The sequence below is a fragment of the Campylobacter sp. FU_497 genome (genome assembly GCF_025772425.1).
Lineage (GTDB): Bacteria > Campylobacterota > Campylobacteria > Campylobacterales > Campylobacteraceae > Campylobacter_D > Campylobacter_D lari_C.
Window position 1 is genome coordinate 42,101 of record NZ_JAKMSC010000004.1, and the last position, 22,267, is coordinate 64,367.

Here is a 22,267-nt window from a genome sequence, read left to right on the forward strand (position 1 = left end):
ATGAAAATAGCAATTTTAGGCTATGGCACGGTAGGAAGTGCCGTTGTAGAAACTTTGTTAAAAAATCAAGATTTAATCAAAGCAAGATGTGATGAAGAAATTATTCCAGTGATTGCTTTAGCAAGAAATCCAAAACCAAATGCATTGATTCCCGTGATTAATGATATTGATGAAGTTTTAGAGCGTGAAGATATTGATGTATTTGTGGAGTTAATGGGTGGTATTGATTTACCTTTTGAGATAATTTCAAAGATTTTAAAAAGAAAAAAATCGGTAGTAACTGCTAATAAAGCTTTGCTTGCTTATCATCGTTATGAGCTTGAAAAATTAGCACAAGATACGGCTTTTGGTTATGAAGCAAGTGTGGCAGGTGGAATTCCTATTATTAAAATTTTAAAAGAGGGCTTGAGTGCTAATAATATTGTTTCTATTAAAGGCATTTTAAATGGCACAAGCAATTATATTTTAAGTAAAATGACTGAAGATAATGCTAAATTTCAAGAAGTATTAAAAAAAGCTCAAGATTTAGGATATGCCGAAGCTGATCCTACTTTTGATATAGAAGGATTTGATGCTGCACATAAGCTTTTAATTTTAGCAAATATTGCCTATGGATTAAGAGTAAAACCTGAAGATATCTTGATTGAGGGTGTTAGTAAGGTAAGCGATGAAGATATTTATTTTGCAAAGGAATTTGAATACACCATAAAGCATTTGGGTATTGCTAAAATAAAAGATGAAAAAATAGAACTAAGGGTTCATCCTGCTATGCTTAGTAAAGATAAAATACTAGCAAAGGTTGATGGAGTGATGAATGCTATTAGTGTTGATGGAGATATTTTGGGTGAAAGTTTATATTATGGCCCAGGAGCAGGTGGCAAGGCAACCGCAAGTGCTGTTATAGCTGATTTAATCGATATAGCAAGAAAAGAAAAAAATAGTGCTATTTTTGGATATTTAAATGATACTTCTTATAAGCTTTTAAATAAAGATGAAATTTATACAAGATATTATCTAAGATTAAAAGTATTAGATAAAATAGGGGTATTATCAAAAATTACACAATTAATGAGCGAACATCAAATTTCAATCGATACTTTTTTACAAAAGCCAAAAAAAGAAAAGCAAGATTATAGTACTTTATTTTTTATCACTCATCAAACTTATGAAAAAAATATACAAATTTTAATTCAAAAACTTAGAGAACAAGAATTTGTAAAAGATGATGTTTTTATGATGAGAATAGAAGATTAATGGCTTTATCGCAGTATCTTTTTGGTAAAAAAGGAGAGGATTTAGCATGCGAGTATTTAAAAACTCAAGGTTTTGAAATTTTAAAAAGGAATTTTCATTCTAAATTTGGAGAAATCGATATCATTGCTAAAAAAGATAAAATTTTACATTTTGTTGAGGTTAAAAGTACGCAAGGAGATTATGAAGTAGCATATAGATTAGATAATAAAAAATACAATAAAATCATCAAAGCTATAGAGTATTACTTTATGAAACATAAAAGTGATGAGAATTATCAAATAGATTTACTTTGTGTATATAAAGATGATATAAAACTTTTAGAGAACATTGGCTATTAAGAGAATATTTATTCTAATTTAATAAAATGTGAAAAAATAAAGGAGAAAAAAATGGGAAAATATATTGATTTAACTACAGAAAATTTTGCACAAGCAAAAGAAGGTGTAGCTTTAGTAGATTTTTGGGCTCCATGGTGCGGACCTTGTAGAATGTTAGCTCCAGTTATTGATGAGCTTGCAAATGATTTTGATGGTAAGGCTAAAATTTGTAAAGTAAATACAGATGAGCAAGGCGATTTAGCTGCACAATTTGGTGTAAGATCTATTCCAACTATCATTTTCTTTAAAGATGGTGAAGTGGTGGATCAACTAGTTGGTGCTCAATCAAAACAAGCTTTAGCAGATAAACTAAACTCACTTTTATAATCTTAAGCCACTTTTTGTGGCTTTTCTTCATATTTTTTACTATTTAATAATTTTTATTATTTATAATTAAAGAAAAATTTGTATAATACCTATAAATAAAACTACAAGGAAAATATTATGTTAGATTTAGCTATTATAGGTGGTGGACCCGCAGGTTTAAGCGCTGGCTTATATGCTACAAGAGGTGGATTAAAAAATGTTGTAATGTTTGAAAAAGGTATGCCTGGTGGGCAGATTACTTCAAGTTCAGAAATTGAAAATTACCCTGGTGTTGCTCAAGTTTTAGATGGAATTTCTTTTATGGCTCCTTGGAATGAACAATGTATGCGTTTTGGTTTAAAACATGAAATGGTAGGTGTTGAGCAAATTAGTAAAAATACTGATGGAAGTTTTAATATAAAATTAGAAGGTGGTAAAAACGAGCAAGCAAAAGCTGTAATTGTATGCACAGGCTCTACACCGCGTCGTGCTGGTTTTAAAGGTGAAGATGAATTTTTTGGTAAAGGTGTAAGTACTTGCGCAACTTGTGATGGATTTTTTTATAAAAATAAAGAAGTAGCTGTTTTAGGTGGGGGAGATACTGCTTTAGAAGAGGCGTTGTATCTAGCTAATATTTGCTCAAAAGTATATTTAATCCACAGAAGAGATGAGTTTAGAGCAGCACCTTCAACAGTAGAAAAAGTAAAAAATAATGAAAAAATAGAATTAATCACAAATGCAGTGGTTGATGAGGTTTGTGGCAATAATATGGGTGTTAATAAAATTAAAATAGCATTTAATGACGGCTCTAAAAGAGAACTTGATGTGCCTGGAATCTTTACCTTTGTTGGATTAAATGTAAGAAATGAAATCTTAAAACAAGATAATGGTGAGTTTTTATGTGCCATGGAAGAAGGTGGTCAAGTTAGTGTGGATCTTAAAATGCAAACTAATATAGCAGGGTTGTTTGCAGCAGGTGACTTAAGAAAAGATGCACCAAAACAAGTAATATGTGCAGCAGGTGATGGAGCGGTTGCAGCACTTAGTGCTTTAGCTTATATTGAAAGTTTGCATTAATCTTCACATAAATTTCACAAAAACTAATTAAGATTCTCCTATAAAAATTAAGGAGAATCTAAAATGAAAAAAATACTAATTCTAAGCACAACTTTGGTACTAATGGCTAGTGCAAATATTACACAGCAAAATACTAATTCATATCAACAAAATATGCCTCATATGCCTCAGCATAATCCTTATACTCAAAATTATTACGGACTTTCTAAACCTATTATGGATAAAATTCAAAGTTCTTTTCCTGGAGCTTTTATTGTGGATGTAGACTGGGAAGAATTTGGATATGAAATTAAACTAAGTAATAATATGGAAATGTTTTTTGATAGAAATGGAAATTTTTTAGGGCAAAAATGGGATGATTAATTAAAAGCGTTATTTGCTTTTAAATAAATAAACGCTACAATTTTCCAAATTCTAAAAAGGCAGATTTTAAAATGATTAATATTGGAATTCATGGAAGTAATGGGCGTATGGGTACTCAAATAAGACTTTGCCTAGAAGATGATGAGCAGGCAAAGGCTAGTGCGTTTTTTGATCAAGGATCAAATTATGAAGATTTTTTTAATAAATGTGATGTGATTATTGATTTTTCTACTCCAAAGGGTTGTGAGGATTTGCTTTTATACGCAAGAAGTAATCCCAAACCTTTGGTGATAGGTACTACAGGTTTAGATGCTAAGCAAGATGAATTAATGCAAAGTGCAAGTATTACTATGCCTATTCTTTATGCAACTAATATGTCTTTGGGTGTGGCGATTTTAAAAAAACTTTCTTATTTAGCTAGTGAGGCTTTGAGAGATTTTGATATAGAAATACTTGAAATGCACCATAATAAGAAAAAAGATGCCCCAAGTGGTACTGCGATGACTTTAGCACAAAATGTTGCTAAGGCTAGAAATTTAGACTTAGAAAAAGTTAGAGTAAGCGGTAGAGATGGGATTATTGGGCAAAGAAGCAAAGATGAAATTGCAGTGATGAGTTTAAGAGGTGGTGATATAGTGGGTTCACATAGAGTTGGTTTTTATAATGAAGGTGAATTTATAGAATTAAATCATACCGCAACATCACGAGCTACTTTTGCAAAAGGTGCAATAAAATGTGCAAAATGGCTAGTTTCTCAAGAAAACGGCTTATATGATATAGATGATTGTTTAGGAATTTAAATGTGTGCAGTAGTTGGAGTAATTAATTCAAAAAATGCAAGCACGGTGGCTTATTATGCTTTATTTGCAATGCAGCACCGTGGACAAGAAGCAAGTGGGATTAGCGTAAGCGATGGTTTAAATATCAAAACTCATAAAGCTAAAGGTGAAGTAGGACAAATTTTTAATACACAAATTCTAGCAGGATTAAAAGGCGAGATAGCTATAGGACATAATCGTTATTCTACTGCAGGAAATTCTTCTTTGCATGATGCCCAACCTGTTGCAGCTACTTGTTCTTTGGGAGATATTTCTTTGGTGCATAATGGAAATTTGATTAATAAAGAAGAAGTTAGAAAAGAGCTAATTGATAATGGTGCTATTTTTCACTCAAATATGGATACAGAAAATGTGGTACATTTAATAGCAAAAAGTAAAAAAGAAACTTTAAAAGATAGATTTATAGAAAGTTTAACTCAAAGCAAGGGAGCGTATTGCTTTATGCTTGCTAGCAAAAATCAACTTTTTGTAGTAAGAGATCCTTATGGGGTTAGACCTTTATCTTTGGGTAGATTAAAAGATGGTGGATATATTGTAGCAAGTGAAACTTGTGCTTTTGATTTGATAGAGGCTGAATTTATCCGCGATGTAAAACCCGGTGAAATGCTAGTTTTTACTCAAGGTAGTGATGAGTTTGAAAGTATTCAAGTTTTTGATAAGATAGATCCAAGAATTTGTGCATTTGAATATATTTATTTTGCTAGACCTGATAGTATTATAGAAGGTAAAAGTGTATATGAAGTTCGTAAAAAAATGGGCGAAGCCTTGGCTAAAAAATTTAAAGAAAAAGTAGATTTTGTAGTGCCAGTTCCAGATAGTGGCGTGAGTGCTGCTATAGGTTTTGCACAGTATTTAAAAATTCCACTTGAAATGGCAATAGTGAGAAATCATTATGTTGGAAGAACTTTTATAGAACCAACTCAAGAAATGAGAAATTTGAAAGTAAAATTAAAACTCAATCCTATGAAAAAAGTTTTAGAAGGCAAAGATATAGTGGTGATTGATGATAGTGTGGTAAGAGGAACAACTTCTAAAAAAATCATCGCACTTTTAAAACAAGCAGGTGCAAGAAAAATCCATTTAGCTATAGCATGCCCAGAAATTAAATTCCCTGACATTTATGGTATAGATACGCCTACTTTTGAAGAGCTAATCTCAGCTAATAAAAGTGTTGAAGAGGTTAGAGAATATACAGGTGCAGATAGCTTGACTTTTTTGGATATCAATGAATTAGTTTCAAGTATAGGCGATGAAAGAAAGTATTCTTTGATTAGTTTTGATGGGGATTATTTTATTAAATAATCCTTATTTGCATTTTAATTGTTTAAATATTTTATAGCTTTGAAAATGAGGTGGCAATCCCACTTCAAATGAAAAATCTTTATAAGTATGCCCTGGCAGGTTTTTTGCGATATTTATATTATATGAAGCATCTCTTTGTTGTTGGCTTGCTCTTTTGATACTATCAAAATTTTGTTGATTAAAAATTTCACCACTAACTTCATGTTTTTTATTATCATCAATTATTCTAAGCTCTAAAAAGCATTCTGAAAGTTTAAAATTAGTATCGTTGGTAATTCTACCTTTTATAATAATGCTTTCTGTTGCCAAACGTCTATAGGTTGAAAAATTACTCAAACTTGCTTTTTTGGTGTATTGATCTATAGTTAATAGTAATGATATGGTTAAAATCAAGGCAAGTATAAAACTTACTATACAAAAAATAATCATATATTTTTTATTTTGAACTTTTAAGTAAAGTAAAACCCAAGTTAAACCCGTAGAAGCTAGCATAATGAAAATGATTAGAATATGAAAAAAAGTAAAATATCCCATTTAAAAACACTTTGAATGAATTTCGATGTCAAATTTTTGACCTTCTTTAAAATCGGAAAATTTAGTTTTTAAATTAATAGTTTGGTTGGGGTTTATTGTTTTTTCTATAATGGTAGATTTGCTTCTTAAAGGTTTTATAGTGTGTAATAAATTTTTAAAAGTACTATTATCATCACTTTTTTTAAAGACTTCTACTTTTAATTTACAATATTTAAAACTTTTTTTAGAAGTGTTTGTTAAGCTATAATCAACGCTGAGTGAGCTGTCATATACAAAAAATTGAGCATTATCTAAACTAGCTATTCTTGATCTAACTTTAGTGTCAATTAAAAAATATCCCAAATACGCAATACTAGCTGAACATAAAATTCCTAAAAAAATAACTGTAAAAGCAAAAGCAGGTTTATTTCTAATAATTAAAGCAATAAATAAAGTGATAATGAAAAAAAATATAACCAAGGCCATTAGTAAAAAATCAATCAAGTGCAAATGAGTGGTATAAAAAATCATTTGCTCTCGAATGTGCTGGGCGTTCATTATCACTCTTTAATTTTAGTTTGCTACCGAGCTTGTTCTTTTGCTATCTTTACTATCAACCCAAATATTTGGCACAGCTCCACCAGGTGTTAAGAAAATTTTGGCATCTTTGTTAACCTTAAGTGCTTCGTTAAACTGTTTTTGAGTTTCAATTTGTTTTAAATCAAGCAAAGGATTATTTAAACTTTTTGCTATTTCTCTATTTGAATATGCTTGCGCATCAGCTTCTATTTTAACTGCACTTGCTCTACCTTTAGCGCTAATGATGGTTGCATTTGCCTCCCCTTCAGCTAAAGCTGCTTTTTTAAGTGCTTCTTGGTTGGCTCTTTCTACTTCATATTTTGTTCTTTCAGCTTCTTGTTTAGCAATTTGTACTCTTTCAATTTGCTCTTTTACTTTTATAGGTAAGATAATCTCTCTAAGTTGAACTGCTTGAAGCTCAGCAGGCTCATTTGGCTGGCTTTCTATAGTTTTTCTAATACCTTGATCAATTTGCACTGCTATGGTGTTACGATTTGTTGGAAGCTCTTCTGCAGTATATTGACCTACCACATTTCTTACTACATCTCTTACAACCGGATCAATGATTTTATTTTCCCAATTAAGTCCCCATGTTGCGATAGTTTGAGGAACTTGTAAAGGATTTAATCTATATTGAACGGTTACATCAATAGACACAGGCAAACCTCTTGAATCAAGCACAGAGATACTATTTTTATTTACAACTCCTGAGCCTATTTGTAAATTTTCATTTACACCTTCAATAGAAGCATAATTAATTTGTCTTACTCTAGTATCTACTATAGTGATTTTTTGTAATACTGGCATAAAAAAATGAAGTCCTGGTTCAAGTGGAGTAGGGCTGTATTTACCCGTGGTAGACTTGATCCCCATTTCTCCTGAATTAACTATTGCAAAAGGTTTAAAAAGTGCAAAAACTAAAATAATTGCAATCGCGCTATAAATTAATGGAGAAAATTTTCCAAAACCTTTGAAGTTAAATTCAGGAGCTTTGAAATTTAAATTTTGCTTATTGTTGTTTTGATTGTTTTTTTTGTTAAAATAATCATTCAAATCAGCTGGCATTTAGTTCCTTTGTTAAATATAAGTTAGCATAGAAGCGTATTTTTCATTGCGTCCATAAACTATATCAAAATACGCATTTTGGAGCTTTGTTGTTAGCTCACCTCTTTTTCCATTTCCTATAATTCTTGCATCAATATTATTTATCGGAGTTATTTCTGCTGCAGTTCCTGTGAAAAATGCTTCATCAGCCACATAAGCTTCATCTCTTGAAATTCTTTGGCGCACTACGCTTATACCCAAATCATGTGCAATTTTTAAAACAGTATCTTGAGTGATACTTTTTAATGAAAAATCATTTGGCGGGGTGATTAATTTCCCATCTTTAACCATAAAAAAGCACTCGCCTGTTCCTTCTGCTACAAAACCTTCTTCATCAAGCATTAAAGCTTCTTCATATCCTGCTTCTATAGCTTCATGTTTAGCCATTTGAGAATTTAAATAATTTGCACTTGCTTTGGCTTTACCTAGGCTAGATTTTACGCTATTTCTAGCAAAAGAAGAAATTTTAACCTTAATACCTTTTTCTAAGCCTTCTTCGCCCAAATAAGCACCCCATTCCCAAGCAGCAATAGCTACTCTAACAGGAGCTTTAGCATGATAAACTCCCATAGTTCCATCGCCCAAAAAGATCAATGGGCGCAAATAAGTGTTATTTTGAAAATCATTTGCCCTTAAAAGTTCAACTTGCGCATTTTCAAGTTCTTCTTGAGAAAAAGGTGAGTTGATTAAAGTGATTTTTGCAGACTCTAAAAGTCTTTTGGTATGTTCTTTTAATCTAAAAATTGCTAAACCATTTTGTGTTTTATAAGCTCTTGTTCCTTCAAAAACTGCATTTGCATAATGTAATGAATGTGTTAAAACATGAATTTTTGCATCGTCAAAATCAATGATTTTTCCATCCATCCAAATTTTTTTTGCCCTAATCATGAGTAAGCCTTTATTGAAAATAAAACTAATTTTATCAAAAATATACTAATAATTGCTAGAATATAGTAAAATTCTTTATTTAAAGCAAGGAAAAACAATGCCTATTATTAATATCAAACTTGCTAAACCAGAATTTAGCAAAGCACAAAAAGAAGAGTTAATAGCAGATATTACAGAACTTTTACATACAAAATATAATAAACCAAAGCAAAATATAGTCATAATGCTAGAAGATATTGAACCTTATAATATTGCTTTTGGTGGTGAAAGTGTAGAAAAATTAAGATTGAAAGGTAAAAAATGAAAGAATTGCAAATTGGCGATAAAGCTCCAGTTTTTGAACTTTTAAATCAAGATGGAGTTAAAATTTCTCTAAGTGATTTTTTGGGTAAAAAAATTATTTTGTATTTTTATCCAAAAGATAATACCCCAGGTTGTACTACACAAGCTTGCGAATTTAGTCAAAATTATGAAGATTTTTTAGGACAAAATGCTGTGATTATAGGTATTAGCCCAGATAGTGTGAAATCACATGAAAATTTTATAAAAAAATATGATTTAAAACACACTTTATTAAGTGATAATGAAAAAGAAATTTGCAAACTTTATGGCGCTTGGGGTTTAAAGAAAAATTATGGAAAAGAGTATGAAGGGCTTATAAGATCTACTTTCGTAATTAATGAGGAAGGAAATATCACAAAAATTTATAAAAATGTGAAAGCTAAAGATCATGCTTTTAAGGTGTTAAAAGAATTATGTTAGTTCATATTTGTTGTAGCGTGGATAGTCATTATTTTATACAAGAATTAAGCAAAGCTTATCCTGATGAGAAAATCATCGGGTATTTTTATGACCCAAATATTCATCCATATAGTGAGCATGAGCTTAGATTTTTAGATGTTAAACGCAGTTGTGATAAACTAGGCATTAAACTTTATAAAGGTGAATATGAGTATGAAAAATGGCTTGAGAGTGTAAAGGGTTATGAAGATGAGCCTGAAAAAGGTGCAAGATGTCAAATTTGTTTTGATTTTAGAATGCACAAAAGTGTTGAATTTGCCCAAAAGATAGGAGAAAAAAAACTCACAACAACTCTTTTAACATCTCCTAAAAAAGATTTAGAGCAATTAAAATTAGCATTACAAAAAGAATGTGATAAATTTGGCATAGAGTTTTTAGCGCCTGATTTTAGAAAAAATGGAGGCACACAAAGACAATTTGCCCTAGCAAAGCAAGATATGCTTTATCATCAAAATTATTGTGGATGTATTTATGCGCTTTCTAAACAAAAAAGCCAAAAAGCCTTTATAGATGAGCTTATGAGTCCTATTAATAAACAAATATTGCCTTCAAGTATAGAAGAAAAAATTAAATTTTACAACCAAGTAAAAAGTTTAGAAAAAAAAGGCATTAAATTTGAAATTCAAAGAGAGAAATTTTTAAATTATCGCTTGTTAAGGGCTTTGATAAAACAAAACAAACAAGCTATAAAAACTCATGTTTTATTTTACTCACATTTTAAAAATTCTTACACTAAATTTAGTATTTTAGATGAGGATTTAAAGCATTATAAAAGTGCAAAGGATGAGATTAATTTATGGAGTTTTGATTATTTTAATAGCTTATGTAAAATGCGATTTAAAAATTATGAAGATTTTTTACAAAATCCTTTAAAAATAGAGCAAGAAATCAAAATAAGGCAAAAACATTTTAGTGCTTATGATCTTTCTCCGGTAATTATTGTTGAAAATATCGTTAAAGGTGCTTATGAATTTATGGCAAAAAGTGAAATTTATTTTGATAGTAAAGAAAAGATTGTGAAGTTATAAAACTTAATTAATTTATTAATATTTTTTTTGTAAAATCTGAATTTTGAATATATTTTAAGGCTAAATTTATGATAGATGTAATGCAAATTCAAAAAATTTTACCGCATAGGTATCCATTTTTACTTGTAGATAAAATCGTAGAATTAAAAAACAAAGAAGTTGTTAGAGGTTATAAAAATATTAGTATAAGCGATCATGTTTTTATGGGGCATTTTCCAGATCATCCAATTTATCCAGGTGTGTTAATTTTAGAAGGTATGGCACAAACTGGAGGGGTTTTAGCATTTGAAAGTATGGATGATAAAGTAGATCCAAGCACCAAGGTAGTATATTTTACGGGTATTGATAATGCAAAATTTAGAAATCCAGTGCGTCCTGGTGATAGACTTGATTATGAAATGAGTGTAGTGAAAAATCGTGGAAATATGTGGATTTTCCAAGGAAAAGCTTTTGTAGATGGACAATTAGTTGCAGAAGCTGAACTTAAAGCTATGATAGTAGATAAATGATGAGTAAAATTCATCCAAGTGCAGTTATAGAAGATGGAGCTATCATAGCAGATGATGTTGTAGTAGAAGCTTATGCTTATGTTGGTAAAAATGCTAACATAGGCGCAAATACCATCATCAAACAAGGTGCAAGAATTTTACCTAATGTAACTATAGGTGAGAATTCAAAAGTGTTTTCTTATGCCATAGTAGGAGATATCCCGCAAGATATATCTTATAAAGATGAGATAAATTCAGGTGTTATCATAGGAAAAAACGCGGTTATTAGAGAATTTGTTACTATTAATTCAGGTACAGCTAAAGGCGATGGCTTTACAAGGATAGGTGATAATGCTTTTATCATGGCTTATTCTCATATTGCGCATGATTGTACTTTAGGAGATCACATCATCTTAGCAAATAATGCTACTTTAGCAGGTCATGTAGAACTTGGAGATTATACCGTAGTAGGTGGGCTTACTCCAATACATCAATTTGTAAAAGTAGGAGAAGGGTGTATGATAGCAGGTGCTAGTGCGCTTTCTCAAGATGTGGTACCATTTTGCTTGGCTGAGGGAAATCGCGCAAGCATTAGGAGCTTGAATTTAGTAGGCATTAGAAGACGTTTTGACAAAGAAGAAGTGGATGTTTTAAGCAAGGCTTTTAAATTTTTATTCAGACAAGGAAATTTAAAAGATAATGCTTTAAGTTTGCTAGAAAATACTTCTAGTGAAAATGTGAAAAAAATGTGTAATTTTATCTTAGAAACAAAAAGAGGAATTCCTATATATAAGGAAAAAAACCATGGTTAAAAGATGTAGTTTTTGCAATGAAATAGAAACAAGCGAAAGAAGAATTTTAGTAAATGATTATAATAATGCCTTTATATGTGAGTATTGTGCTGAAAGTGCTTGCAATATTTTCTTTGGAGAGGAAAAAGAGCTAAAAAATAAAGAAGTTGATAAAGAAAATTTTAAAGACATAACCCCTAAAGAATTAAAAGCATATTTAGATAAATATGTCATCGGACAAGATAGAGCTAAAAAAATCTTTAGCGTAGGGGTGTATAATCACTACAAAAGACTTTTTAGATCTGACTTAGAAGATGATGATACAGAATTAGCAAAATCAAATATTTTATTAGTAGGTCCAACAGGAAGTGGAAAAACTTTACTAGCGCAGACTTTAGCAAGATTTTTAGATGTGCCTATTGCAATTTGTGATGCGACTTCTTTAACTGAAGCAGGTTATGTGGGAGAAGATGTTGAAAATATTCTTACTCGTCTTTTACAAGCTGCTGATGGAGATGTGCAAAGAGCACAAAAAGGGATTATATTTATTGATGAGATAGATAAAATCGCAAGAATGGGTGAAAATCGCTCCATTACAAGAGATGTAAGTGGTGAGGGTGTGCAACAAGCTTTACTTAAAATCATTGAAGGTTCCTTGGTAAATATCCCACCAAAAGGTGGTAGAAAACACCCAAATCAAGATTTTATACAAATAGATACGACTAATATTTTATTTGTATGTGGTGGGGCTTTTGATGGTGTTAGCGATATCATTAAAAGAAAACTAGGCGATAATGTCATGGGCTTTTTTGCTGATGATAAAAAAGATGAAAAAGAAGCCTTGCTTCAAAGATTAGAGCCTGATGATTTGGTGCATTTTGGGCTTATCCCTGAACTTATAGGAAGATTGCATGTACTTGCTTCTTTAGAAGAGCTTGATGAAGAAAGCATGGTGCGTATTTTAACTGAGCCAAAAAATGCCATTATTAAACAATATCAAAAACTTTTTGCTATTGATAATGTGGAATTAAAATTTGAAGATGAGGCACTAAGAGAAATTGCTAAGCTTTCATTAGAGCGTAAAACGGGAGCTAGGGGTTTAAGAAGTATTATTGAAGAGATGATGGTAGATTTGATGTTTGATTTGCCAGAGTATAATGGATATAGCATAGTAATTACTAAAGAAGTGATCAAAGAAGGTGCAAAACCTTTATTTATAAAAAATAAAAAAGTTAAAGGCTGAGAATGATTTTAGATCAAATAATTGGATTTTTTTCAAGTGATATGGGGATCGACTTAGGTACTGCAAATACTTTAGTTTTGGTAAAAGATAAAGGTATAGTGATTGATGAACCTTCGGTTGTTGCAGTAGAGCGTGAAAGATATGGTAGGGTTAAAATTTTAGCTGTTGGAAAAGAAGCTAAGGAAATGGTAGGAAAAACCCCAGGTAATATCGAAGCAATCCGTCCTATGAAAGATGGTGTGATTGCTGATTTTGATATGACTGAAAAAATGATCCGTTATTTTATAGAAAAAACTCATAGAAGAAAATCTTTTTTAAGACCTAGAATTATCATTTCAGTACCTTATGGTTTAACTCAAGTTGAAAGAAAAGCAGTTAGAGAAAGTGCTTTAAGTGCGGGCGCTAGAGAAGTATTTTTAATAGAAGAACCTATGGCAGCAGCTATTGGTGCAAATTTACCTATTAGAGAGCCTCAAGGGAGCTTGGTGGTAGATATTGGTGGTGGTACAACTGAAATTGGTGTTACTTCTTTAGGTGGACTTGTGATATCCAAATCAATTCGCACAGCCGGCGATAAACTTGATACTAGTATAGTAAATTATGTAAAAGAAAAATACAACCTTGTCATAGGTGAAAGAACTGGCGAGGAAATTAAAATCGCTATTGGTTCAGCAGTTCAACTTCCAAAAGAACTTTCTATGGTGGTTAAAGGGCGTGATCAAGTAACAGGCTTGTTAAATAGAATCGAACTAACAAGTGAAGATGTAAGAGAAGCTATGCGCGAACATTTAAAAGAAATCGCTGATGCTTTAAAAATCGTTCTTGAAATGATGCCGCCTGATCTTGCAGCTGATATTGTTGAAAATGGTGTTGTTTTAACAGGAGGCGGAGCTTTAATACGTGGGCTTGATAAATATTTATCTGAAATTGTAAAACTTCCAGTATATGTAGCTGATGAGCCGCTTTTAGCAGTTGCAAAAGGTACAGGTAAAGCTTTAGAAGAAATTTCATTATTACACCAGCTAACGAATGAAGAGTAAAATTCTTAGCGTTTTAATATTATCTTTTTTAGTATTTATTTCGTTTTATTATGGAGATATAATAAAACGAAATGTTTTAGATTTAAATATTGCTATTGTTAATCAATTTTCTCAAAGTATTGATCTTTTAAAAAACAAATTCAACGAACATTTTAATCAAGCTGAAGAAATTAGAACTTTAAGAGAAAGAAATGCCGAGCTTGAAAAAAATAATATCTACATGAAAAACTTTGCTAATGAGCTAAATAATATTTTAAGCGATAAAAACTCAAGTTTTTATTATCCTAATGTGAGTTTAGTTAAGGCAACTTCTTATGCGCAAATTAGTGATTATCATAAGGTTTGGCTTGATGTTGATTATAAAGGAAAAATCAAAGGCTTGATTTATAATGGCTATACAGCAGGCATAGTCATAGAAAAAAATGGTAGAGCTTTGGGGCTTTTGCAAGGTGATGAGGAATGCATTTTTTCTGTTTACATAGGCAAAGAACAAGCACCAGGTATAGCTCATGGAAGAAATGATTATGTTTTGGTTAAATATATCCCTAAATGGCTTGAGCTTAAAATGGGTGATAAGGTTTATACAAGTGGCTTAGATGAGATTTTCTTTTCGGGAATTCCAGTGGGAGAAATTTTTAAAATAGAAGAAGAAGGTGCTTATCAAAATGCTTATATTAAACCCTATGCTAAGATGAAAGTACCAAGCTATTTTTATATGGTAGAAAATTTATAGTAAAAAATTATTTATTTTAATTAATATAAATTATTATTTAGAATTAAATATTACAATAGCTTCTAAGTTTAAAACTAGGAGCTTTAATGAAAAAATATATCAGCAGTTGTTTGGCTATTTGTTGTTTAAGTAGTGCTATTTATGCGAATGAAGTAGAATATGATGCGCAAAAAATAGCAGATATTTTTTATCAACTTAACGCAGATCCTAAAAATCCAAAAGCAAAAGTTAATCATGCAAAAGGTTTTTGTGCTATGGGAACTTTTGAGCCAGCTTTGTCTATCAATAAAGAAGTTGATGTGCCTTTGTTAACACAAAAAAGTTTGCCAATCCAAGTAAGATATTCTTTGGGTGGAGCTTTTAAAGATGATAAAAGCAAAACAAGAGGTATGGCTATTAGAATTATTGATCCTAAAGATTCTGCTTCTTGGACTATGGTTATGCTAAATACAGAAATAAATTTCGCAAAAAATCCTAAAGAGTTTGGTCAGTTTTTTGAAATGAGACTTCCTGTAAATGGTAAAGTCGATCAAGAAAAAATAAGCAAGATGATGAAAGAGGTTGATTCTTATAGAAATTTTGCTGCATATACGGATAAAATTGGTATCAGTAAAAGCGTGGCAAATACTCCATTTTTTAGTATCCATACTTTTTATTTTAAACAAGCAGATGGAGAAAATTATCTACCAGCAAGATGGAAATTAGTTCCAAGCGAAGGTGTGGCATATTTAAATGAAGCACAAATGAAAAGTGCAAGTAGTGATTTTTTAAAAGAAGATTTTCAAAATCGTGTAAAGGCTAATAAGCCAGTTGAGTATAAAATGTATTTAGTATATGCAAATAAAAATGATATTACTAATGATACAACGGCTTTGTGGAGTGGTAAACACAAAGAAAGTTTAGTTGGGACTTTTAAAGTTAATGCTTTGAGCAAGGAAGATTGTAATTTTGATGTGTATTTTCCTTCAGATGTACCTCAAGGGGTTAATCCACCACAAGATCCTTTATTTGATGTAAGAAATGAAGCTTATGCTATAACTTTTGGTAAGCGTCAATAAAATTTAGCTCTTTAAGAGCTAAATTCTTTATTAATTTCAACTTCTAAAAAACTTATATTTGTTATAATTTGGCTAAAAATTCAGCTTAGGAAAATACATGCCAAAAAGAACAGATATAAAAAATATATTATTAATAGGCAGTGGGCCTATCGTTATAGGTCAAGCTTGTGAGTTTGATTACTCAGGAACTCAAGCAGCAAAAACCTTAAAAGAGTTAGGTTATAGGGTAGTTTTGATCAATTCTAATCCAGCTACGATTATGACAGATCCTGAATTTGCTGATGCAACTTATATAGAACCAATTACCAAAGAAAGTATTCTAAGTATTATCAAAAAAGAAAAAATCGATGCGATTTTACCTACTATGGGTGGCCAAGTTGCTTTAAATGTTGCTATGGAAGTTTATGAAAGTGGTGAGCTTGCAGATGTGAAATTTTTAGGTGCAAATCCTGAGGCGATAAAAAAAGGTGAAGATAGGCAAGTTTTTAAAGAATGTATGAAAAAAATTGGCATGGATTTGCCAAAATCTATGTATGCGTATAATTATGAAGAGGCTTTAAAAGCTGTTGATGAGATTGGTTTTCCTTTGATGATTAGAGCTTCTTTTACCTTAGGTGGTGCAGGAAGTGGCGTGGTGTATAATATGGATGAGTTTGCAGAACTTGCAAATACTGCTTTAGCGCTAAGCCCTATCCATGAAATTTTAATCGAAGAAAGCTTACTTGGTTGGAAAGAATACGAAATGGAAGTCATTAGAGATAAAAATGATAATTGTATTATCGTTTGCTCTATTGAAAATGTTGATCCTATGGGGGTTCATACGGGCGATTCTATTACTATAGCTCCTGCTTTAACTTTGACTGATAAAGAATATCAAGCAATGCGTAATGCTTCTTTTGCTATTTTAAGAGAAATTGGAGTAGATACAGGCGGATCAAATGTGCAATTTGCTATCAATCCAACTAATGGTAGAATGATAGTCATTGAAATGAATCCTAGGGTTTCAAGATCTTCAGCCTTAGCTAGTAAAGCAACGGGTTATCCTATAGCTAAGGTAGCTACGCTTTTAGCAGTTGGATTTAGTTTAGATGAGATTAAAAACGACATCACAGGCACTCCTGCTTCATTTGAACCGGTAATTGATTATATTGTAACTAAAATTCCTCGTTTTACTTTTGAAAAATTCCCAAATGCAAGCACAGAGCTTGGCACTGCTATGAAAAGCGTGGGTGAGGTTATGGCTATAGGGAGAACTTTTAAAGAAAGCATTCAAAAAGCACTTTGCTCACTTGAGAGAAATTTAAGCGGGTTTGATACTATAGAATGTGATAAAAATGAGCTTTTAGCAAAAATTCGCCAAGCTAATGAAAAACGCTTGCTTTATATAGCACAAGCTTTTAGAGAAGGTTTTAGCACACAAGAGCTTTTTGAGCTTTGCAAAATAGATCCTTGGTTTTTAAATCAAATCAAAGAAATAGTGGAATTTGAAAATCAAATTGATATGGATATTTTAAGCAACAAACAACTATTAAGAAAAGCTAAAACTTTAGGTTTTTCAGATAAAAAAATTGCTAGCTTAATTAATCAAAAAGATAATCTTGAGTTAAGCCAAAATGATATTTATTATGCAAGAATTAAGCATAAAATCATCGTTCAATATAGTGAAGTAGATACTTGTGCAGGCGAATTTGAAGCATTAACTCCGTATTTATACTCAAGTATCAATGCAAATGAAGCTACACAAATAAAAGAAAGTAAAGATAAAAAAGATAAAAAAGTGATGATTATAGGTGGCGGACCAAATCGCATAGGACAAGGCATTGAGTTTGATTATGCTTGTGTGCATGCTTCTTTTGCTCTAAAAGATATGGGCGTAAAAACTATAATGTATAATTGTAATCCAGAAACGGTTTCAACAGATTATGATACAAGTGATATTTTATACTTTGAGCCGATTGATTTTGAGCATTTAAGAGCGGTTATTGATAGAGAAAGACCAGATGGAGTGATAGTGCATTTTGGTGGTCAAACTCCACTTAAATTTGCAAAACGCCTCAGTGCTTTTGGAGCAAAGATCATAGGAACGAGTGCAAGGGTGATAGATTTAGCTGAAGATAGAAAGAAATTTGCTAAATTTATTGAAGATTTAGGCATAAATCAACCTAAAAATGGCACAGCTATAAGCGTTGAAGAAGCGATTATAAAAGCAAATGAGATAGGTTATCCTGTGCTTGTTAGACCAAGTTATGTTTTGGGTGGTCGTGCAATGCGTGTTGTACATGATGAGAGTGAGCTTAGACTTTATATGCAAGAAGCCGTAGATGTGAGTGATAAATCCCCGGTATTAATCGATCAATTTTTAGACAATGCTACTGAACTTGATGTAGATGCGATAAGTGATGGAAAAGAAGTTTATGTAGCAGGTATTATGGAGCATATTGAAGAAGCAGGAATTCACTCAGGCGATAGTGCTTGCTCTTTACCTGCTGTAAATATCGATGAAGCTATGCTTGAAATGATTGAGCAAAAAACAAAAGATATTGCTTTAAATTTAGGTGTAGTAGGGCTTTTAAATATACAATTTGCTATCCATGATAATAAACTTTATATGATAGAAGTAAATCCAAGAGCTAGTAGAACTGTGCCTTTTGTGAGTAAGGCTACAGGAATTCCTTTAGCTAAGGTTGCAACACGCGTGATGTGGCAAGGAAATTTAAGAGAAAGTTTGAAATTTTATGATACCTTTAAAGTGGTAGAAGAAAAAAACGGAATTTTAAGAGCTAAAAAACCAAAACACATTAGTGTAAAATCAGTGGTATTTCCTTTTGCAAAACTTAGTGGAAGTGACCTTGAGCTTGGGCCTGAAATGCGCTCAACCGGCGAAGTTATGGGTGTAAGCAAAGACTTTGAAAACTCTTACGCAAAAAGCCAACTTGCTTCTTCAAATTTCTTACCAGAAAGTGGCAATGTATTTTTATCATTAAGAGAACAAGATAAAAAATACGCAGTAGATTTAGCTAATGAATACATTAAGCTAGGATTTAAAATCATTGCTACAAGTGGAACTTATAAAATTTTACAAGAAGCAGGTTTAGAGTGTGAGTTTGTGCATAAAATTTCTGAAGGGCGCCCAAATGTAGAGGATAAGTTAAAAAATTCTCAAATTCAACTTGCTATTAATACAAGTGATGAGCATAGCTTTAAAGGTGATACTAAAAAAATTAGAGCAAATATTTTGCGCTTTAAAACCCCATATTTTACCAACCTAAGAGCAGCGTATGCAGGTGCTAAAGCGATTAAAGCTATACAAAATAAATCATGTCTTGAAGTAAAGAGCTTACAAGAATACTTAAAAGCATGATTTATCTTGCTCAAACTGATACAACAGCAGGGCTTTTAAGCAAGGACTTAAAAGCCCTTAATACTTTAAAAAAAAGACCTTTAAGCCAAGATTGTTTGATTACCACAGCTAAATTTAGCGAGCTTAAAAAACTTACAAGAGTACCAAATCATTTTAAAAATACTATTAGAAAATCCAAAAAAACTACTTTTTTATATCCTAATTTTAAAGCAATACGCGTTGTGAAAGATTGTACTCATGAGAATTTTTTAAAAGAGTTTGATTGGCTTTATTCTACTTCTGCAAATCTTCATGGAAAAAAATTTGATCTAAATTGGGCTATGCAAAATGCGGATAAAATAGTAGATGAAAAGTTTTTTGAAAGTGGAGCCTCAAAGATTTTTAAACTTCGAGGCGTTAAAAAAGTTAAGTTACGCTAATTATTTTCCAAGTGGCCAAAATACTTTTGGTTCTTCGCCGATTTTTGCTTGTCCATGATACATTCCAAGTTTATCTTTAGTCCAAGCATAGCCAACTTTTCCGTTTTTATCTATTGAGATGATTCCACCAGTACCACCAAGTTTAGCTACTTGTTTGATAGTTTCTTCGGCTGCTTTTTGTACTGAAAGTTTTTTGTATTTATATAAAGACGCAACCTCATGAGCTGCAGCTACTCTTATGTAAATATCACCTGTTCCTGTACAAGAAATCGCTACTGAGTCATTGTTTGCATAATTTCCTGCCCCTATGATAGGAGAATCCCCAATGCGTCCTGTCATTTTATTTGTAGTGCCACCTGTGCTTGTGCCCGCTGCAAGATTGCCATTTTTATCTAAAGCTATTGCACCTACTGTGCCTAAATATGGCTCTGTGCTTACACCAAGATGAGCTTTTGCTTTATCACTATCTAGTAATACTTCTTTGCTTTTTTTAGCTTCTTGAAGTTGTTTATATCTGTGTTCTGTAAAGAAGTATTTTTGCCCCACTATTTCTAAACCATGTTTTTTGGCTAATTTATCAGCACCTTCGCCTGCTATTAAGGTGTGAGGTGTTTTTTCCATAACAAGTCTTGCTGCTTCTATGGGGTTTTTAATCGTCCTAGCCATAGCAACTGCACCTGCTTTTAAATTTTTTCCATCCATTAATGATGCATCAAGTTCGTTAAATCCATCAGAAGTAAAAACAGCGCCTTTTCCAGCATTAAATTCAGGACTATCTTCCATGACTTTAATGGCAGCTATAACCGCATCAACCGAGCTTCCACCTTTTTCAAGTATGCTTTGACCTGCTTTTAAGGATTCTTTCATTACCTTTTCTCTTTTGGCAAATTCTTCTTTAGTAAGTCCTAAGCCACTTGTTCCACCATGTATAACGATAATAGGTTCAAAATCTTTTGCAAAAGTATTATTGCTTGTTAAAAAAGCTAAACTAGCTAATACCAATAAAGCCTTTTTGCTACCTGCTAAAAATTTCATATATTCTCCTTTTTTTGTAAACTGACTATTATATTAAATATAAATTAAATAAATATTAATTTGTATTAGCAAATGTGCAAATTTAAAACAAATTTTTATTTTTTAAATTAATTTATTAATAAATACTAAGAAATTTTTAATAATTACATTACAATATTTTTATATTTACGACAAAATTTGGAGGTTTGTTAATGTTTAAAACTATTATTGCAAGAAGAATATCTATACTTACGGCCTTAATTTTGCTTATAGGCTTTGGAATTTTTGTAGGTATAAATTATCATTCTTCTAAAAGAGATATTTTACAAAGTATTACTCATGGTAAGCAAGAAAGCGTTAAAAACGGAAAAAGTTTTGCTGAGCTTTATTTTAATTCAAGAAAAGAAAGTATTGAGAGAATATCTGAAAGTATTGTAGCTGGTAAAAATACAGACAAAGAGCATGTGGCTCAATTTTTAGAATATATTTTTTCTTTACATTCTTTTACAGCTATTTATGTAGGATATGAAAAAGATGGTAGTTTGATTGATGTTGATATTAATTCTAAAGGTAAGCATTTTATTTTAAATCAAGAAAAAGATGGTTTTGACGCTAGAGTAAGATCTTGGTATAAACTCACAAAGGATACTAGAAAAATCAATATTTCAGATCCTTTTGAAGATGTAGTAACCAAAAAAATGGTTGTATCTATAACAGCTCCCATAGAAATAGATGGAAAATTTATAGGTGTTTTAGCAGGTGAAATTTTTCTTGATGATATGCGAAAAGCTTTTGAGGAGTTAAAAATAACTCCAAGCAACAGTGTGTTTTTAATTAATAGTAATGGAAACTTAATTGCTCATTCTTCTGGATATATTGATTTAAACAAAGAGACTGAAATAGCAAATGCGATAAAAATGTTTATTAGTGTTGCAAGTTTAACCCCAAATGAGCCAACAAATTTGATCGAGTACACTTTAAAAGGTGATCAGCGTGTAGCAGTATGTATAAATACCGCAAATGAAATGATGTTGTGTTCTGCGAATTCTTTAAAAGATTATGATGAGGTTTTTGATAAGCTCTTGATAACTCAAATTATTTTTGGAGTAATATTTGTATTGATAATTATAGCTATATTGGGTGGTATGATAGATTATTTTCTTAAAAAAATTATAGTGATCAAAAATACTTTAGAAAGTTTTTTTGATAGCTTAAACTATAAAAAGAAAATGGATTTAATAAAAATAGATCTTAAAGGAAATGATGAATTTGCAATTATTGCTCGTGAGATTAGCGAAAGTATTGTAAGCATTCAAAACAATTTACATAAAGACCAAGAAGCAGTTTCTGAGAGTGTGCAAAAAGTTAAAGAAATTGAACTTGGAAATTTATCAGTGAGATTAGATAAAAATCCTATTAATCCTCAACTTATAGAATTGAAAAATATTTTAAATGGTATGTTAAAAGTTTTAGAAGAAAAAATAGGTTCTAATATCAATGAACTTGATAGAGTGCTTGAAAGTTATAAGGCATTAGATTTTTCTACTCAGGTTCAAAATGCAAAAGGTAATGTAGAAATTACAACAAATGTTTTAGGTGATGAAATTAAAAAAATGCTTATTTCATCCTCTACTTTTGCAAAAGAACTAACTTTGCAAAGTGTAAAACTAGAAGAATCTATGCAAAAAT

The 22,267-nt window shown here is 31.2% G+C and carries 23 protein-coding genes and 1 pseudogene; 19 read left to right on the top strand and 5 right to left on the bottom strand.

Going from position 1 to position 22,267, the window contains the following annotated elements; translation table 11 throughout:
- The 7 genes from L8W68_RS02960 (at position 1) to purF (ending at position 5,518) form a co-directional block, all read left to right on the top strand.
- The gene (locus L8W68_RS02960; RefSeq protein ID WP_263674955.1) at positions 1 to 1,254 is read left to right on the top strand and encodes a homoserine dehydrogenase; all 1,254 of its coding nucleotides are present in this window, start codon (positions 1 to 3) and stop codon (positions 1,252 to 1,254) included.
- Entirely contained in the window at positions 1,254 to 1,592 is a 339-nt protein-coding gene (locus L8W68_RS02965) for a YraN family protein (RefSeq protein ID WP_263674956.1), read from the top strand. The genes L8W68_RS02960 and L8W68_RS02965 overlap by 1 nt, the downstream gene beginning before the upstream one ends.
- Positions 1,593 to 1,643: 51 nt before the next feature.
- Positions 1,644 to 1,958 carry a thioredoxin gene (gene trxA / locus L8W68_RS02970; RefSeq protein WP_039619298.1) on the top strand — a complete coding sequence of 105 codons (315 nt, stop codon included), beginning with the start codon at positions 1,644 to 1,646 and terminating at the stop codon, positions 1,956 to 1,958.
- A 117-nt stretch (positions 1,959 to 2,075) separates the two neighbouring features.
- Positions 2,076 to 3,014, top strand: coding sequence for a thioredoxin-disulfide reductase (gene trxB, locus L8W68_RS02975; RefSeq protein WP_263674957.1), 939 nt, complete (start codon positions 2,076 to 2,078; stop codon positions 3,012 to 3,014).
- A 63-nt stretch (positions 3,015 to 3,077) separates the two neighbouring features.
- Positions 3,078 to 3,377: a PepSY-like domain-containing protein gene (locus L8W68_RS02980; RefSeq protein ID WP_263674958.1), complete on the top strand. Its 300-nt coding sequence runs from the start codon at positions 3,078 to 3,080 to the stop codon at positions 3,375 to 3,377.
- Positions 3,378 to 3,448: 71 nt separating this feature from the next.
- Positions 3,449 to 4,177 (top strand): 4-hydroxy-tetrahydrodipicolinate reductase, encoded by a 729-nt coding sequence (gene dapB, locus L8W68_RS02985; RefSeq protein ID WP_263674959.1) that lies wholly within the window; start codon positions 3,449 to 3,451, stop codon positions 4,175 to 4,177.
- Positions 4,178 to 5,518 carry an amidophosphoribosyltransferase gene (gene purF, locus L8W68_RS02990; protein WP_263674960.1) on the top strand — a complete coding sequence of 447 codons (1,341 nt, stop codon included), beginning with the start codon at positions 4,178 to 4,180 and terminating at the stop codon, positions 5,516 to 5,518.
- Between the two features lie 3 nt (positions 5,519 to 5,521).
- On the opposite strand, the gene L8W68_RS02995 is transcribed toward purF, so the two are convergent.
- The 4 genes from L8W68_RS02995 to ilvE are packed head-to-tail and all read right to left on the bottom strand — an operon-like array spanning position 5,522 to position 8,602.
- The gene (locus tag L8W68_RS02995; RefSeq protein ID WP_263674961.1) at positions 5,522 to 6,052 is read right to left on the bottom strand and encodes a DUF2393 domain-containing protein; all 531 of its coding nucleotides are present in this window, start codon (positions 6,050 to 6,052) and stop codon (positions 5,522 to 5,524) included.
- Positions 6,053 to 6,589: a DUF2393 domain-containing protein gene (locus tag L8W68_RS03000; RefSeq protein WP_263674962.1), complete on the bottom strand. Its 537-nt coding sequence runs from the start codon at positions 6,587 to 6,589 to the stop codon at positions 6,053 to 6,055.
- Between the two features lie 15 nt (positions 6,590 to 6,604).
- The gene (locus L8W68_RS03005) at positions 6,605 to 7,675 is read right to left on the bottom strand and encodes a prohibitin family protein (protein WP_039619283.1); all 1,071 of its coding nucleotides are present in this window, start codon (positions 7,673 to 7,675) and stop codon (positions 6,605 to 6,607) included.
- A 12-nt stretch (positions 7,676 to 7,687) separates the two neighbouring features.
- A complete protein-coding gene (ilvE, locus tag L8W68_RS03010; protein ID WP_263674963.1) occupies positions 7,688 to 8,602 on the bottom strand; it encodes a branched-chain-amino-acid transaminase in 915 nt (304 codons plus the stop codon).
- A 97-nt stretch (positions 8,603 to 8,699) separates the two neighbouring features.
- Here ilvE and L8W68_RS03015 point away from each other — a divergent pair, with 97 nt between their 5' ends.
- The 11 genes from L8W68_RS03015 to L8W68_RS03065 all read left to right on the top strand — a co-directional run bounded on the left by L8W68_RS03015 (position 8,700) and on the right by L8W68_RS03065 (position 19,564).
- Positions 8,700 to 8,906: a tautomerase family protein gene (locus L8W68_RS03015; RefSeq protein ID WP_039619281.1), complete on the top strand. Its 207-nt coding sequence runs from the start codon at positions 8,700 to 8,702 to the stop codon at positions 8,904 to 8,906.
- Positions 8,903 to 9,364, top strand: a complete 462-nt coding sequence (gene bcp / locus L8W68_RS03020) for a thioredoxin-dependent thiol peroxidase (protein ID WP_214118778.1) — start codon at positions 8,903 to 8,905, stop codon at positions 9,362 to 9,364. The genes L8W68_RS03015 and bcp overlap by 4 nt, the downstream gene beginning before the upstream one ends.
- On the top strand, positions 9,358 to 10,431 hold the full coding sequence (locus tag L8W68_RS03025; protein ID WP_263674964.1) for an epoxyqueuosine reductase QueH: 1,074 nt from the start codon (positions 9,358 to 9,360) through the stop codon (positions 10,429 to 10,431). The genes bcp and L8W68_RS03025 overlap by 7 nt, the downstream gene beginning before the upstream one ends.
- A gap of 68 nt (positions 10,432 to 10,499) precedes the next feature.
- Positions 10,500 to 10,940 carry a 3-hydroxyacyl-ACP dehydratase FabZ gene (gene fabZ / locus L8W68_RS03030; protein WP_039619275.1) on the top strand — a complete coding sequence of 147 codons (441 nt, stop codon included), beginning with the start codon at positions 10,500 to 10,502 and terminating at the stop codon, positions 10,938 to 10,940.
- On the top strand, positions 10,940 to 11,731 hold the full coding sequence (lpxA, locus tag L8W68_RS03035; protein WP_263674988.1) for an acyl-ACP--UDP-N-acetylglucosamine O-acyltransferase: 792 nt from the start codon (positions 10,940 to 10,942) through the stop codon (positions 11,729 to 11,731). The genes fabZ and lpxA overlap by 1 nt, the downstream gene beginning before the upstream one ends.
- Positions 11,724 to 12,953 (top strand): ATP-dependent Clp protease ATP-binding subunit ClpX, encoded by a 1,230-nt coding sequence (gene clpX, locus L8W68_RS03040; RefSeq protein WP_263674965.1) that lies wholly within the window; start codon positions 11,724 to 11,726, stop codon positions 12,951 to 12,953. The genes lpxA and clpX overlap by 8 nt, the downstream gene beginning before the upstream one ends.
- 2 nt (positions 12,954 to 12,955) lie before the next feature.
- Positions 12,956 to 13,993, top strand: a complete 1,038-nt coding sequence (locus L8W68_RS03045; protein ID WP_012662095.1) for a rod shape-determining protein — start codon at positions 12,956 to 12,958, stop codon at positions 13,991 to 13,993.
- Positions 13,983 to 14,726, top strand: a complete 744-nt coding sequence (mreC, locus tag L8W68_RS03050) for a rod shape-determining protein MreC (protein WP_263674966.1) — start codon at positions 13,983 to 13,985, stop codon at positions 14,724 to 14,726. Before L8W68_RS03045 ends, mreC begins: the two co-directional genes overlap by 11 nt.
- A gap of 86 nt (positions 14,727 to 14,812) precedes the next feature.
- Complete coding sequence (locus L8W68_RS03055) at positions 14,813 to 15,784, top strand: catalase (protein ID WP_263674967.1); 972 nt, start codon at positions 14,813 to 14,815, stop codon at positions 15,782 to 15,784.
- A 97-nt stretch (positions 15,785 to 15,881) separates the two neighbouring features.
- On the top strand, positions 15,882 to 19,145 hold the full coding sequence (gene carB, locus L8W68_RS03060; protein ID WP_263674968.1) for a carbamoyl-phosphate synthase large subunit: 3,264 nt from the start codon (positions 15,882 to 15,884) through the stop codon (positions 19,143 to 19,145).
- Complete coding sequence (locus tag L8W68_RS03065) at positions 19,142 to 19,564, top strand: Sua5 YciO YrdC YwlC family protein (RefSeq protein ID WP_214126640.1); 423 nt, start codon at positions 19,142 to 19,144, stop codon at positions 19,562 to 19,564. Before carB ends, L8W68_RS03065 begins: the two co-directional genes overlap by 4 nt.
- Here the strand turns inward: L8W68_RS03065 and L8W68_RS03070 are convergent, their stop codons facing one another.
- A complete protein-coding gene (locus tag L8W68_RS03070; protein WP_257936219.1) occupies positions 19,565 to 20,599 on the bottom strand; it encodes an isoaspartyl peptidase/L-asparaginase family protein in 1,035 nt (344 codons plus the stop codon). It lies immediately after the preceding gene.
- A gap of 191 nt (positions 20,600 to 20,790) precedes the next feature.
- Here L8W68_RS03070 and L8W68_RS08245 point away from each other — a divergent pair.
- Positions 20,791 to 21,564, top strand: a pseudogene (locus tag L8W68_RS08245) (cache domain-containing protein); the annotation flags it as partial.
- Positions 21,565 to 22,267 lie beyond the last annotated feature (703 nt).

Excerpts from the sequence above, each read along its gene's own strand:
- L8W68_RS02960 (WP_263674955.1), top strand. The coding sequence starts at position 1 with ATGAAAATAGCAATTTTAGGCTATGGCACGGTAGGAAGTGCCGTTGTA.
- L8W68_RS02965 (WP_263674956.1), top strand. The coding sequence starts at position 1,254 with ATGGCTTTATCGCAGTATCTTTTTGGTAAAAAAGGAGAGGATTTAGCA.
- trxA (WP_039619298.1), top strand. The coding sequence starts at position 1,644 with ATGGGAAAATATATTGATTTAACTACAGAAAATTTTGCACAAGCAAAA.
- trxB (WP_263674957.1), top strand. The coding sequence starts at position 2,076 with ATGTTAGATTTAGCTATTATAGGTGGTGGACCCGCAGGTTTAAGCGCT.
- L8W68_RS02980 (WP_263674958.1), top strand. The coding sequence starts at position 3,078 with ATGAAAAAAATACTAATTCTAAGCACAACTTTGGTACTAATGGCTAGT.
- dapB (WP_263674959.1), top strand. The coding sequence starts at position 3,449 with ATGATTAATATTGGAATTCATGGAAGTAATGGGCGTATGGGTACTCAA.
- purF (WP_263674960.1), top strand. The coding sequence starts at position 4,178 with ATGTGTGCAGTAGTTGGAGTAATTAATTCAAAAAATGCAAGCACGGTG.
- L8W68_RS02995 (WP_263674961.1), bottom strand. The coding sequence starts at position 6,052 with ATGGGATATTTTACTTTTTTTCATATTCTAATCATTTTCATTATGCTA.
- L8W68_RS03000 (WP_263674962.1), bottom strand. The coding sequence starts at position 6,589 with ATGAACGCCCAGCACATTCGAGAGCAAATGATTTTTTATACCACTCAT.
- L8W68_RS03005 (WP_039619283.1), bottom strand. The coding sequence starts at position 7,675 with ATGCCAGCTGATTTGAATGATTATTTTAACAAAAAAAACAATCAAAAC.
- ilvE (WP_263674963.1), bottom strand. The coding sequence starts at position 8,602 with ATGATTAGGGCAAAAAAAATTTGGATGGATGGAAAAATCATTGATTTT.
- L8W68_RS03015 (WP_039619281.1), top strand. The coding sequence starts at position 8,700 with ATGCCTATTATTAATATCAAACTTGCTAAACCAGAATTTAGCAAAGCA.
- bcp (WP_214118778.1), top strand. The coding sequence starts at position 8,903 with ATGAAAGAATTGCAAATTGGCGATAAAGCTCCAGTTTTTGAACTTTTA.
- L8W68_RS03025 (WP_263674964.1), top strand. The coding sequence starts at position 9,358 with ATGTTAGTTCATATTTGTTGTAGCGTGGATAGTCATTATTTTATACAA.
- fabZ (WP_039619275.1), top strand. The coding sequence starts at position 10,500 with ATGATAGATGTAATGCAAATTCAAAAAATTTTACCGCATAGGTATCCA.
- lpxA (WP_263674988.1), top strand. The coding sequence starts at position 10,940 with ATGAGTAAAATTCATCCAAGTGCAGTTATAGAAGATGGAGCTATCATA.
- clpX (WP_263674965.1), top strand. The coding sequence starts at position 11,724 with ATGGTTAAAAGATGTAGTTTTTGCAATGAAATAGAAACAAGCGAAAGA.
- L8W68_RS03045 (WP_012662095.1), top strand. The coding sequence starts at position 12,956 with ATGATTTTAGATCAAATAATTGGATTTTTTTCAAGTGATATGGGGATC.
- mreC (WP_263674966.1), top strand. The coding sequence starts at position 13,983 with ATGAAGAGTAAAATTCTTAGCGTTTTAATATTATCTTTTTTAGTATTT.
- L8W68_RS03055 (WP_263674967.1), top strand. The coding sequence starts at position 14,813 with ATGAAAAAATATATCAGCAGTTGTTTGGCTATTTGTTGTTTAAGTAGT.
- carB (WP_263674968.1), top strand. The coding sequence starts at position 15,882 with ATGCCAAAAAGAACAGATATAAAAAATATATTATTAATAGGCAGTGGG.
- L8W68_RS03065 (WP_214126640.1), top strand. The coding sequence starts at position 19,142 with ATGATTTATCTTGCTCAAACTGATACAACAGCAGGGCTTTTAAGCAAG.
- L8W68_RS03070 (WP_257936219.1), bottom strand. The coding sequence starts at position 20,599 with ATGAAATTTTTAGCAGGTAGCAAAAAGGCTTTATTGGTATTAGCTAGT.